Origin of the sequence: Pseudanabaena sp. CCNP1317, assembly GCF_034931345.1 — a bacterium.
Taxonomy (GTDB): domain Bacteria; phylum Cyanobacteriota; class Cyanobacteriia; order Pseudanabaenales; family Pseudanabaenaceae; genus Pseudanabaena; species Pseudanabaena galeata.
In genome coordinates this window covers 55,217-68,166 of record NZ_JAYGIF010000150.1, presented here as the reverse complement: position 1 = coordinate 68,166, position 12,950 = coordinate 55,217, and the positions used below count along the sequence as shown (strand labels likewise).

The following is a 12,950-nucleotide window of genomic DNA, read 5'->3' as shown; positions in this document are numbered from 1 at the left end:
TTTCTGTGGTGGTAAGATGGACAAAGCTCATGAGGGTATCCTAATTATTGTGATTAATATCAGAATATCCTTATGAGTCCCTTTACGCAAAGATCTCTAGGTGTTGCATTTCATCCTTGAATTGGCGTGATGTCAACTTTTTTATGACATTTACAGATAAAATCCTCAACTTGATTATCATCAATACCACCTTCAAGAATAAGATTTCTTAGTTTGTTTTCCGAATTGCTGATCGCTTCTTTTTCTGAGTCTCCAAAAGAAATAATTGTCTCTTTTACATTGAAAATTAAACAGTTAGTTTTATCGTTAAAAATAGATTCTTCAATCAGTAATTGACAGATATGTATTGGCAATTCATTAACTACCTTTGGATTCGTTAGCTTATATTGTAGTCTTATATATTTTAATATCTCTACAAATTCATTGGCAATAGTTTTGTCGAGCTTATAGAAATAAGTGAAACCAAAAAATGGTCTCATCGATTCTTGTGTGACTACTTTGTAATCCCTCGAAAATTTATCTAAAACCTGATCTGGATTCTTGTATTTTAATTCCAATGCATATACTAAAATACAGCCTATCAATATGGAGGTGATTAGATATATTTTTGTTATAACGAACAAGAAACTAGGTTTTTTATCTACTTTATTTTCCTTGTCAAAATCAAATAATAATTTCTCAATGCTTGCTAAAAATCTGTCTAAGCAAAAAGAATACTTTGATATTATTTCAATTTCTTCATTACTAAATATTCCGATTTTATTGAAGCTATCTTTATGATATTGATTGTTAACTAATATTCTTTTATATATTTCAATATATCCTATGACCTGATCAAAATAACTTGAAATCATCCAAATATTGATATAACCAAGAGAAGTAATCTGAGAATCAATATTTTTAGAAAGTAGAACTGATGTCTCCTTTTTTTCTTTTTGATTAGATAAATATCTAAACAGAAAATTAACTATAAACCCACCTACAATTGTAGCTACAATTTTGTTTTCAGACGAAGTAAAAAACTCAATAATTTGATGGTAAAAACTTTGGATAAAAAAGCCTGAACCTATAAACAAAAAACTACATACGACAATAGGCGTAAATTTTTTAAATACAATCAAATAGTATTTTTTGCCACCCACATAATACAAGAGAATAATGCCTAACAAAAAATAACTTATGATAGCTGGAAGAACTTCTATTAATGGTGATACAGCCTCTTGAGGAAATGCAAGATAAATCACATAGGAATCAAATACAGGTACACTCACTTTTTTGCCCCTATTAAAGCCTCAACAGGCTGTAAAATATTAGTCCAGTAGGGGGTGTTACATTTCATTGACGCACCTCTTTTTTTTAGTCAAAATATTTTTGGCTAATCTCAAATGCTGATTCGGATCTGTAAAAACACACATCGAATGCAAGAAAGAAATTCATATGTCCTAGTATTAGCGGTGCATATTTATCTTGAGTCCAAGCAAAAGCCAAATCTACAGCAGGGAACTCTTCAACAGAAGCATTGACAACCAATGCACGAGCTTCAAATCTAGCTAAATTACCTCCTAATGGTAAAGATAGCCTTTGATTTTCCCAAACCGCACCTAATGCTAGTCCCATTTCATAAGGTAAGACATTAACACTAGAGCCAGTATCCAAGAGACCCGAAACATTTAAGGATTGACTTTGATAAGTTAACGTCAATGGTAAATAAGGAAGCGTACTTAATGCCCCAAGACTAGGATCTACTTCAGTGAAAGCAAATCTTACTTTATTAGCCATGAGTCAATTCTTGTTTCTCTTTTAACGCTTGAGCAAGAATGGCGGCAGCCTCAAAAGAGTCATGTAAACCTTGTCTAGGCAGATCGTCTTGAATAGATAGCGGTACAATACCAGACTCTCTGAGCAACTCGGCTACAAGAAAGTTAAGTAATAAAAGCTTATCGGAGGAAGACAATTGCCTAAGCATGGGGACAAATTGAGTAGTTGTCAGCATAGATTTTAAGAAAGCTATAGATCTTGATTTCTTGCACTCAATCTCATTATAACATCACCTTCGCGCTAACCATCATCCCCGAAAGCACTCTAACTAGAGCTTTATACCGAACCGATACGCCCGTTAAAGTTATCTATTTCTCGCCGAAATTAAGCACCGATCTAGTCTTTCTCGTTGCTATGATGAATATGTAGAGATTAGTCCCCTGTCATGAAATATCCTCTCCATACCCAATCTAAGCCTGTTTCAGGGCTTGCTGATAAGAAACTGCTAGAAGCGATCGACGATCTTGTAGGGTTCGTCAATGAAATGTAACGCACCTTATCCAATGTTCAAAATTCGTGCATTACGCTGACTCTAAAACAATCTACATTTACTACAATGTATTAGTACAGTTCAATTCAGGTGCAATATGTCCCTAATGAGCGCCCCAGATAAGTTTCAAGTAATATCTCCTCCTTTTCGTTGGGATGAGGCAGGAGGTGTTCGTATCGGTTCAAGTCGAGTAACACTGGATAGTCTACTTGCTTCATATCACAATGGCTCCACTCCTGAAGAAATTGCTATTCAGTATTCAGTTCTTCACTTAGAAGACATATACAGTGCGATCGCTTATTATCTAAACCATCGCGAGGAAATTGACAACTATCTGGAGCAACGCAATCAACAAGCTCAAAAACTCAGGCAACAACTTACTCAAAAGCACGACCTCGCCAATCTAAGGCAGCGCTTGCTTGCTCGTCAGTCACAACAAGAATCGAGATAAAATGCGCTTTCTAACTGACGAAAATTTTAACGGGGCTATATTGCGTGGTCTAATGAGACGTTTGCCTACATTGGATGTAATTCGTGTTCAAGATGTAGGGTTGAGGAATACTGATGATCCAATTATTTTGGAATGGGCGGCGAATGAGGGACGTATCTTGCTTACCCATGATGTAGCCACCATTACGATGTATGCATATGAGCGAGTCAATCAAGGATTACCCATGACTGGAGTTGTGGAAGTGCTTGCGACAGCCGCCATAGGTAAGAAAGATCATTGATGACTTAGAATTATTTATCTGTTGTAGCGAACCTGAAGAATATGAAGGTCAAGTCCTTTTTATACCTTTTTCCTAAAGCCCAGACAAAGCCTAACACTGCGGCGGCTCAACTAGACCGTTATGCCAAACCGAAAAGCCCGTTGAGATTGTCTAATTTCAGCCAAGATTAGGCAAGCGAAAATGTTTTTCTTCGTTGATGAGTTCCGAGAGATTATTGGCGATTCCTTTTCCACTCATTGTCGTAGATACAGAAATGGAGGAAATTAGACAGTGGATAAACTAACTGAGTACCCTAGATTAATTAAGCGTATCTTGGCGGAATATATAGAGGTGTGTAATCGCCGCAATCACCCAGACATTGAAACATTTATGATCGTGGATGAGGCAAAGGGACACTATATTTGGATGAATCTTGGTTGGCAAAACGGCGAACGTTTCACGGGTATGACTGTTTATGTTCGTATCCGAGATAATAAATTCTGGATTGAAGAGGATTGGACTGAAGAAGGTCTCGCAACTGATTTAGTTCGTGCAGGTGTCGCAAAAGAAGATATCGTATTGGCATTTCATGAACCTAAAATGCGTCATTATACAGACTTTGCAGTAGCTTCGTAGCAGTATTGCCGTCTAACACTGCGTTGGAGACGACCTCTCAAAAGCGATAGCGATCTTTAAAAGCAAAAGTTTGACTATGGCGGATCAACTAGACCGTTATTATGTGAACTCTATGGTCAACGTATTGTCCAAGCCTGTCAACGATGGAATCACTAACTGATATTTAGGAGGATCAATTGTCCAAGCCTGTCAACGATGGAATCACTAACTGATATTTAGGAGGATCAGATGAAAGAAGTTAAATCAGTAGAGCAATCTCAAACTAAAAAGCCCAGATTCAATTCAGCCTTTCAACGTTTAATGTCGGTACATTGGTGGATGGCAGGACTCTATTTAATTCTATTCATGGGTGGCACTTTCATGGCTCGACTGCCGAGAAGTGAGTTTCGAGGAGCGCTGTATGATTTTCACAAGTCGATCGCTGTATTAACAATCATTCTTTTGGTATGGCGGATTGCTACTTTGATCCAAGTGCTATTAAAAAAATATAGAAGTCGGTTACCAAAGCTATCAAATCAATGGATTAAGAACTTTGTGCTGCATACTTTCATCTATGGTTTTATGGTAGGAGTACCAATCACTGGCTTTTTCTTTTCTAATTCTTTTCGCGCCAATAATGTCAGCTTGTTTGGCTTAGTTTTACCAGATATTTTTCCTGAAAATAAAAATCTAGTTCAGATAGGGCGATCACTACATTTCTGGCTGGCATACACTTTTTTGACATTTATTGCACTACATCTGATTAGTCAATGGAAAGTAGCTAAAGCCAACTGGCGAAGGTTTGTAGGGTTTGTGCAAGTAAAATTTATTAAGGAATAATTAAGCAAGAACATAAACTTTTAGCCAATTATTCTAAATAATTCTCTACCCAGTGAATATATTATGTTAGCCACCACCGATTCGCGATCGCACCACTAAGAGAGACAACAAATCATGGGAGTGGACTGGATTACGATATTTTAGTGATAAGCGAAAGAATCCTTCTGCCGCTCAACTAGACCGTTGGGCGGACTGAAAACGTGTGGGGTAAAGGTCACTATGCTGCAAATGAAGTCAAGGAGTACTGCGGAGGAACACAGCTTTAATGTGATAATTCATCCGATTGGTGCTATTTGAATCCAGAATTTGTGAAAAGATAAAAGATGAAAATTTGGACATCTACATATGAAGCCCTTAAAAGTTAGCATTTCAGCCTTCTTTGCTACAGCTACAATTATCTCTGGCTCTCTAGTTGTTGCCCAGCCATCCATTGCCGACTCTAGTGGCTCATTGGTAGCTCCTTCAAGTCTGGAGACATCAGTTGTTAACAGAGCGATCACTGAGAGTGAGGTCTTGGCTGCTCAAAAGGCTTGGGGAGAAGCATTAGTAGCTATTTCCACAACAAATGAAACTAAGGGCATAGAAGCTGCCAAAGCATTAGCTGAAAAAGTAATTGACGAAGCCTATGGCTACCAATTTGGCACTGTTCTTTTCAAGCCAACACTCACAGTGGCTCCACAGACGTTCCGAACCACCCGTGCAGGAGCTTTGGCTTACTTTGTGGGAGGCGATCCTAAATTCCCAGAGGATAAGGGTTTTGCGTTAAAGGGCTGGCAAAAAGTAGAAATCAAGAATGCATCGGTCTTCATTTCTGGTAATACAGCGACTACGATGGGCAATGTGATGATCACCAATAAAGACGGCAAGATCACTACAGTGGATAAGACTTGGAAGTTCCTTAAGGATGATAGCGGTATGCTACGCATCATTCTGCACCACTCCTCACTGCCTTATACAGGAAAATAAGTTAGATTATGCTGCTTGAGAAAGCATCCCAACAAGTCGCTGGATCAGAACATCTTAAGTTGGTTGGTTTGCATAGGTTATCTATGTATGCTTCCCAAAAATCAGGAGTTGTTAATGACTTCATCCAGTTTCTTTACGCGATTGTCGGCGATATGGGCTTTGGCTCGTTGAATGACTTTGTTTAATTTACCTTGCTCTGAGTCTTTCTTTATTTGCTTGTCCCAGTCATCTTCTGAGCGTTCTTGTAGCCACGATAGTAATGCTGATGTTTCGTCATCAGACAATCTAGCGATCGCTGTTTTAATCTCTACTAGGGTATTCATAGGAGAACTAATTTGTGAGTAAAAGTATGTTTACTTTGTTAAATTTTAACATGAGGTAAAAGATCGCCTCTTCAAAAAATTAAACAGCGATCGCTCCTCTCAACAAACAAAATCACGATCGCCTCTTCAAAATTCAAACAGCGATCGCATTACTTCCGATTTTTCCAATATCCAACTTCTCGGCTGCAATGCATCACGGCTAAAATGAGAATGTAGTCTTGTTCAATCGTGTAAAGAATTCCGTAGGGAAATTTCCTTGTCATGCATCGTCGAATATCTTCATCAATTGCGGCGTAACGATTAGGAGATTCTTTAATCCGAAAAATTGCATCTTCAATTGCATTGATAAATGCTTGTGCGATTTCCGTTCTCTATTCAGCATAATACTGAACTGCATCAGAATATTCTTCTAACGCTTCGGGATGAAATACATACTTCATTACGCAAGTAACCGCCTTACCTGAGCTAGAGCATCTTCTCCTTCGATTGTTTGAACAGAACCATCACGGACTGTATCACGTCTTTTTTTTGCTTCGGCTATCCATGTTGCTTGGATAGTTGGATCGGTGTCAAATTCTAAGCTTTCGACTAGTTTCTCTGCTAATAACGCTCTAGAAATGCTAGGGAGAGATAATAATTCTTTCGTAAGTAGCTCTATTGATCTCATAAATAACCTCAAAGTAATGAGTATTTGGTATGTAGTCTAGCAAAAAACAAATTTAATGGTTGTAATATTGCTCCTTCAAAAAATCAACCAGCGATCGCCCCACTCAACATCCAAAATCACGATCGCTTCTACAAAAAATCAAACAGCGATCGCTACTCAACACCCAAAATTTTCTATTCATCAAGAGCTTTACCAATTTTTGAGAAATTCAAGTAGTAATATGGTCTACGAGAGACTTGACCATATACTATTCAAATTTTTATAAAAAAATGATAATTAAACGAATAAAAGTTTACAATTTTAAATCGCTAGTTAATTTTGAAATGCCCCTAGCTAAGTTCAACTGTTTAGTTGGGCTTAATGGTTCGGGTAAATCCACAGTATTACAATTCTTTGATTTTTTGTCTCAACAACTTAGAGGCGACATAAAAGGCTGGTTAAGTAAAAGGAAGTGGAGTGCCTCTGATATTAAGTCAAAACTAACATCGAAAAAGAAAAATATTGATTTTGAAGTTCTACTTTCTCATTCTCAAGGATTTGAAATTAAATGGACTGCAAGCTTTAATTCCATAACATTACGCTGCACCTTTGAACGTATAGATTGGAATAATAATTTAATTTTGAGAGTAGAGAACGGGAAATATTATATTTGGTCGTTAGATGAAGAAGAAAGAGAAAATACGCCTAAATTGTCTGGAGTTATTCCGTTCGATTATCAAGGCTCTCTAATTTCTCAGGTTAAGGAAAATCAATTAACAGAAGAAATAATTGAGTTTAAAAAGTTTTTTGAAGGCTTACATACTTTGGAACTTTTATCTCCTGAATTATTGAGGCAACGTACAAAAGAATCAAAAAAAGACTTAGGATTGGGTGGTGAATATCTTTCAGCATTTCTGTATGACATGGTAGAGGAGAAAAGAGTCAGTATTTTAAATAAACTCTCTACAATCTATCCAAATCTTAAACAGCTAGATATATCAACAATGCGTTCTGGATGGAAGCAACTTGTAGTTGAAGAACAGTTTGGAAATATCGCATTAAAAACAGAGGCTAGACATATAGCTGATGGAATTCTTCGGATGTTGGCTATTTTTGCTCAATTATCTAAAGAGACGAAAGAGCAAAGTTTTTTATTACTTGATGAAATAGAAAATGGTATTAATCCAGAATTAATTGAATTTCTTGTAGATAGCTTAGTTGAATCTTCTCCGCAAGTACTTGTGACTACGCATAGCCCAATGGTTTTAAATTATCTTGAAGACAGTACTGCTATTGACGGTGTTATTTACTTATATAAAGAACAAAATGGCGCTACACAAGCTATTCGTCTTTTTGATATTCCTTCCATGCGTAAAAAGTTAACTGTCATGGGACCAGGTGAAGTTTATGAGGACACTCTTTTAACACAACTCGCTGAAGAAATTACGATGCTAAAAAAACAAAAATAGTACGGGGGTATTTACGATGTTTTTATTATTAAGTGGGGAAGGTGCAAGTGATATTGGCACACAAAATGACGAAATTGGACCGATGACTAAGTTTATTGATCATTGGGTTAAAAGACGCATTGGCTACTCTCTAATCGAATTAAGTTATTACACAATTAAAACGGAAACAGAAGTAGGTGTAGTGGCTAAAGAACATATAAAACCACTTTCTAGAAAAGGCAAAAAGCAACCGAGTGAAACTCGTTATTTCTATAATTATGCGAAAGCCTTGGCTATCATTGCAAAAAGAATAGAGAACAATGAACATGGTTTATCAGTAGTGTCAGCCTTATTTAGGGATGCAGACAAACCTTCATATAGAGGAGAATGGGAAAATAAATGGAAATCTATGCTATCTGGATTTGAGTCCGAGGAGTTTCTCAATGGTGTCCCAATGATTCCAAAACCAAAATCCGAAGCTTGGATTTTATGTGCCTTGCGGAATAAGTATCAAAATTGCAAAAAAATTGAAAATGAATCAGGTAATGACGACTCTCCTAACTCATTAAAACGCCAGTTAGAAGAATGTTTAGGAGAAAAAGCAACAAGGAGTTTCCTTAATGATCAAATTGATGAAGGAAATTTAGATATTGAAAAGATAGTAGATATGCCTAGCCTCACAGCTTTTAAAGACAGACTAGATGAGGTGCTAGATAGTATTTTAGGTGAAACCCGATCGCTAATTTCTGGATAAAACCGATACGAATCAGATTAACTAAGCCATGTATCATCTAAGCTGTATATAGATCCGCAAAAAATCCGCCCCATTGACATGAGCAATCAAACCTCAAAAATCACCTATACCTTTACCGATGAAGCTCCAGCACTAGCTACTTACTCCCTACTACCCATTGTGCAAGCTTTTACAAAAGCCGCTGACATCGAGGTTGAACTCAAAGATATTTCTCTGGCTGGGCGGATTATTGCGAATTTTCCTGAATACTTAACTGAATCTCAGCGTCAACCCGATGCCCTTGCGGAACTGGGCGCTTTGGCTCAAACTCCTGAGGCTTATATCATCAAGCTCCCGAATATTAGCGCCTCCCTGCCACAGTTAACGGCAGCGATCGCTGAGTTACAAGCCAAAGGTTACAACATCCCCAACTATCCTGCTGATCCGCAAACTGAGGAAGAGAAGGCGATTAAGGCGAAATATTCTAAGGTGTTGGGCAGTGCAGTTAATCCTGTGTTGCGTGAAGGCAATAGCGATCGCCGTGTCGCCTCAGCCGTCAAAGAATTTGCTCAAAAGCGTCCCCATTCCGTTGGCGCATGGTCAAAGGATTCTAAATCCCATGTAGCGCACATGACTGAGGGAGATTTCTACGGTAGCGAGAAATCGGTGGTAATTTCCAAAGCAGGCGTAGTTAAGATTGAATTAACCACAGCCGATGGTTCTACTCAAGTTCTCAAAGAAAAAACTACTGTATTAGAAGGCGAAGTAATTGATGCTTCGGTAATGAGTGTCAAGGCTCTGCGTGAGTTTTATGCTCAGGAAATTGCGAAGGCGAAGGAAGAAGATATTTTGCTATCTCTCCATGTCAAGGCGACAATGATGAAGATATCTGATCCAATTCTCTTTGGTCATGCGGTGACGGTCTATTATCAAGATGTATTTGAGAAGTATACTAACACTTTCAAGCAATTGGGAATCAAACCGAATAATGGATTGGGGGATGTTTACGCCAAGATTCAATCTTTGCCTGATGAGCAAAAGGAAGCGATCGCCGCAGATTTGGAAGCAGTTTACGAAAAGCAACCACGTCTAGCGATGGTCAACTCCGATAAGGGGATTACCAATCTACATGTTCCTAGCGATGTGATTATCGACGCATCAATGGCGGCGACCATTCGCACCTCTGGCAAGATGTGGGGCGCAGATGGCAAGGCTTATGACACCAAGGCAATGATTCCCGATCGCTGTTATGCCACGATTTATCAAGCCTGTATTGAGTTTTGTCAGGAAAATGGAGCCTTTGATGTCACTACGATGGGTAATGTCGCCAATGTGGGCTTGATGGCTCAAAAGGCTGAGGAATATGGCTCCCACGATAAAACTTTTGAGATTCCTGCGGATGGCGTAGTGCGCGTTAGTGATGAATCTGGAACTGTTCTGATTGAGCATAATGTCGTTAAAGGTGACATCTGGCGGATGTGTCAAACTAAGGATTTACCAATCCAAGATTGGGTCAAACTTGCGGTCAGTCGGGCTAGAGCCACAGGTAATCCGACGATTTTTTGGCTAGATGAACATCGTGCCCACGATGCGAATCTAATCGCCAAGGTCAAGACCTATTTGCAAGACCACGACACTACAGGGCTAGATATTCAGATTCTCTCACCTGTAGCGGCGATGAAATTTACCTGCGAACAAATTAAAGTGGGTAAAAATGTGATTTCCGTAACTGGCAACGTCTTGCGGGACTATCTCACGGATCTATTCCCAATTCTCGAACTAGGTACTAGTGCCAAAATGCTCTCGATTGTGCCATTGCTGGCGGGTGGTGGACTGTTTGAAACAGGTGCGGGTGGTTCTGCTCCCAAGCACGTTCAGCAGTTTCTAGAAGAAGGGCATTTGCGTTGGGATTCGCTCGGAGAATTTTTAGCGATCGCCGTTACCCTCGAAGACCTCGGACGTAAGACCAATAATGAGAACGCGAAGATCTTGGCGATCGCCCTAGACCAAGCTAACAGTCTCTATCTCAATAACGATAAATCACCTTCCCGCAAGATTGGTGGCATTGATAATCGTGGCAGTCATTTTTATATCGCGCTTTACTGGGCGCAGGCTCTAGCGGAACAGAATCAGAATTTGGAACTACAGTCAAAATTTGCTGAGTTGGCAAAGATCTTAGCGGATAAGGAAAGCCAAATTATTCAAGAGTTGAGTGCTGTTCAAGGTCAATCCGTCGATATTGGCGGCTATTATTTCGCTGATTGTGATAAGGCTAGTCAAGCGATGCGCCCTAGCCAGACTCTCAATGAGGCGATTAATTCGCTCCATTAATACTATAGCAATGTAAGTTTTGCTTAGGACATAAAACCAAAAAGATGAGTGGCGGCGCGAAGCGCCACCACTCATCTTTTTGGTTTTGATTTGTCGTATCTATCTCTTGCGTTGCTATAATTCCCGAAGTCAGTAGCCCTGCACTCAAGTGCTGGCTAAAAGCCCAAACCCTTTGAAACAGGTTGCTTTATACTATTCTGTAATCCACTTCAGTGGACTTAAGCTTTTCACCAAGAACTTGAGTTCTTGGTTTATTTGCGTAAATTCTAATAGATTACCGCAATTGCTTAAAGTCGCTTCACTTTACTCTTTAGAACTTTCTCTTCAACCTCATTGATTTGGACTTCTCGCAACCTCGTTGCATAGGCAGGGAAAGGAAATCCAACCAGCAAAGGTGATGGAACTTCAGGCTGATGGATAAACATGCTACCTGATTTTAGTAATAGCGATCGCTTCCGACAAGCACCTGTCAAGAAGTTATATTCAGGGCGTTCCACTTCAGCAGAGTCGAGACGACCAACTACGCGCACTGCGGCTTGTCCGACCACACGACGTTCTACTTCTGAAGCAGTTTGTTGTGCGCCGATTAAGATAATACCTAGCGATCGCCCCCGTTCGGCGATTTCCACTAGCAAATCCTTAATGGGACTGCGACCTTCCTTGGGTGCATATTTATTTAACTCATCAAGCACAATAAACACAACGGGATATTGACCGCGCTTTTCCTTTTCCATGAAGAGTTTTTGGAGCAGCACACCCACCACAAACTTTTGGGCTTTACTGCCTAGCTTGTTGATATCGGCGATCGTTAACTGATATTCCGCCGCTAGAGGATCGAGCTTGTATTTTTGCAACTCCTCCGCAGGGAGATCGCCTCGAATGAGATGCCCCATTTCATCAGCAATCCCCCATAGACGACGGGTTAGAGCCTCCGCAGTCGCAGGAGCATTACGCCCTAGCCATTTCTGATCGGGATTCTCCACTAATTTATCTTCGAGAAATTCAATCAAATCCCGAAATGTCTCTACCTTATCTTTGCCATCTTCCCCATAAGCATCATCCAAATCGAGACTAGCTCTAGGCATAAATCCTAGCTTCTTATCATATTTGTCATTATCCGTAGCTAATCTTGCCAGTCTCTCTTCCACAATACTTGCTAGGAAACCAATATTCCCACGCTCTAGGTCGTCACCTGCAAATAAGAAACGAAACAGGCGATCGCGACAAAATTCACGCATCCCCCACACATAGGCGGAAATATTATCGGAACGCTGATCGAGATGCGGTTCTATCTCTTGGGTGTTTTTCTTAGGCGCAACACAAAATCTTACATCCCGAAATGGTTCTACAGGCAAATCGAGGGCATGATAAGTATGGCGATCTTCCTCTCTCATTTTATTGTTTGCTTTGTCTAAGAAAAATAAATCTTCCCCTTTGACATTAAAAATGAGTGCTTTCGTATTTGCTCTCTTAGAACCTAAAGCTGCTGAATTAAAAATAGAATGTAGTAAAAATAAAGCAAAGGAAGTCTTCGTTGCGACCCCTGAAATCCCTGAAATATTGACATGAGCGCCCTTTGTGCCATCAATGAATTCATAGTTCAAATAGGCTGGGCTTCCATTTCGCATGATTCCTGCGGAGATGCGCTGTTCCATGCCATCGAAATTGAGTGCAAATCTGAGATTTTCATCTTCAGCTAAATAAACAGCATCGCTCGGTTGTGGCGGTAAATATTCTTCAGGCTCAATCCGTGTGACTTGGATATGGGCGGCATAGGATACATTCACGGGCATACTGCCAGTAGTAACCAGAAATGTATCCGTATCAAATTGGGTTCCTTCATGGATCGTTCTCACATGATCGACCACACCATAAAAGTTGACAATGCCCTTTTTGTCGGGGCGATCGGTTTTGACCTGCACAACATCATCGAGACGAAGGACTTTGCCATCACTTACGGCTACCCAAAACTCAAGGGGGGTAGCATCTTTGGTTCCTAATATGTATCCAATCGGCTCGATCATGTGATT

General features: G+C 39.7%; 14 protein-coding genes and 2 pseudogenes. 9 read left to right on the top strand and 7 right to left on the bottom strand.

Annotation, left to right across the window (positions count from 1 at the left end; genetic code table 11):
- Window positions 1–110: 110 nt before the first annotated feature.
- From VB775_RS23225 to VB775_RS23215, 3 genes are all read right to left on the bottom strand, one after another.
- Complete coding sequence (locus VB775_RS23225; protein ID WP_281008720.1) at window positions 111–1,271, bottom strand: hypothetical protein; 1,161 nt, start codon at window positions 1,269–1,271, stop codon at window positions 111–113.
- A gap of 85 nt (window positions 1,272–1,356) precedes the next feature.
- Entirely contained in the window at window positions 1,357–1,779 is a 423-nt protein-coding gene (locus VB775_RS23220) for a hypothetical protein (RefSeq protein ID WP_281008719.1), read from the bottom strand.
- Complete coding sequence (locus tag VB775_RS23215; RefSeq protein ID WP_281008718.1) at window positions 1,772–1,993, bottom strand: hypothetical protein; 222 nt, start codon at window positions 1,991–1,993, stop codon at window positions 1,772–1,774. Before VB775_RS23215 ends, VB775_RS23220 begins: the two co-directional genes overlap by 8 nt.
- Before the next feature lie 412 nt (window positions 1,994–2,405).
- On the opposite strand from VB775_RS23215, the gene VB775_RS23210 reads away from it, so the two are divergent.
- From VB775_RS23210 to VB775_RS23190, 5 genes and pseudogenes are all read left to right on the top strand, one after another.
- Window positions 2,406–2,759, top strand: a complete 354-nt coding sequence (locus VB775_RS23210; RefSeq protein WP_281008717.1) for a DUF433 domain-containing protein — start codon at window positions 2,406–2,408, stop codon at window positions 2,757–2,759.
- Between the two features lies 1 nt (window position 2,760).
- Window positions 2,761–3,115, top strand: a pseudogene (locus VB775_RS23205) (DUF5615 family PIN-like protein).
- Window positions 3,116–3,309: 194 nt separating this feature from the next.
- A complete protein-coding gene (locus VB775_RS23200) occupies window positions 3,310–3,654 on the top strand; it encodes a XisI protein (RefSeq protein WP_281008715.1) in 345 nt (114 codons plus the stop codon).
- 228 nt (window positions 3,655–3,882) lie between these two features.
- Window positions 3,883–4,473 (top strand): cytochrome b, encoded by a 591-nt coding sequence (locus tag VB775_RS23195; protein ID WP_281008714.1) that lies wholly within the window; start codon window positions 3,883–3,885, stop codon window positions 4,471–4,473.
- Window positions 4,474–4,818: 345 nt separating this feature from the next.
- Window positions 4,819–5,439, top strand: a complete 621-nt coding sequence (locus tag VB775_RS23190; protein WP_281008713.1) for a metal-independent carbonic anhydrase — start codon at window positions 4,819–4,821, stop codon at window positions 5,437–5,439.
- A gap of 101 nt (window positions 5,440–5,540) precedes the next feature.
- On the opposite strand, the gene VB775_RS23185 is transcribed toward VB775_RS23190, so the two are convergent.
- From VB775_RS23185 to VB775_RS23180, 3 genes and pseudogenes are all read right to left on the bottom strand, one after another.
- Window positions 5,541–5,762: a hypothetical protein gene (locus VB775_RS23185; protein ID WP_281008712.1), complete on the bottom strand. Its 222-nt coding sequence runs from the start codon at window positions 5,760–5,762 to the stop codon at window positions 5,541–5,543.
- A gap of 149 nt (window positions 5,763–5,911) precedes the next feature.
- A pseudogene (locus tag VB775_RS26625) lies at window positions 5,912–6,202 on the bottom strand (type II toxin-antitoxin system RelE/ParE family toxin).
- A complete protein-coding gene (locus VB775_RS23180; protein WP_281008711.1) occupies window positions 6,202–6,429 on the bottom strand; it encodes an addiction module protein in 228 nt (75 codons plus the stop codon). The pseudogene VB775_RS26625 and the gene VB775_RS23180 overlap by 1 nt, the downstream one beginning before the upstream one ends.
- A 24-nt stretch (window positions 6,430–6,453) precedes the next feature.
- On the opposite strand from VB775_RS23180, the gene VB775_RS23175 reads away from it, so the two are divergent.
- The 4 genes from VB775_RS23175 to VB775_RS23160 all read left to right on the top strand — a co-directional run bounded on the left by VB775_RS23175 (window position 6,454) and on the right by VB775_RS23160 (window position 10,920).
- The gene (locus tag VB775_RS23175) at window positions 6,454–6,645 is read left to right on the top strand and encodes a hypothetical protein (protein ID WP_281008710.1); all 192 of its coding nucleotides are present in this window, start codon (window positions 6,454–6,456) and stop codon (window positions 6,643–6,645) included.
- Window positions 6,646–6,698: 53 nt separating this feature from the next.
- The gene (locus tag VB775_RS23170) at window positions 6,699–7,877 is read left to right on the top strand and encodes an AAA family ATPase (protein WP_281008709.1); all 1,179 of its coding nucleotides are present in this window, start codon (window positions 6,699–6,701) and stop codon (window positions 7,875–7,877) included.
- A gap of 16 nt (window positions 7,878–7,893) precedes the next feature.
- Window positions 7,894–8,610, top strand: coding sequence for a hypothetical protein (locus VB775_RS23165; protein ID WP_281008708.1), 717 nt, complete (start codon window positions 7,894–7,896; stop codon window positions 8,608–8,610).
- Between the two features lie 78 nt (window positions 8,611–8,688).
- A complete protein-coding gene (locus VB775_RS23160) occupies window positions 8,689–10,920 on the top strand; it encodes an NADP-dependent isocitrate dehydrogenase (protein ID WP_281008707.1) in 2,232 nt (743 codons plus the stop codon).
- 287 nt (window positions 10,921–11,207) lie between these two features.
- Here the strand turns inward: VB775_RS23160 and VB775_RS23155 are convergent, their stop codons facing one another.
- Entirely contained in the window at window positions 11,208–12,944 is a 1,737-nt protein-coding gene (locus VB775_RS23155; protein ID WP_281008706.1) for an ATP-binding protein, read from the bottom strand.
- Window positions 12,945–12,950 lie beyond the last annotated feature (6 nt).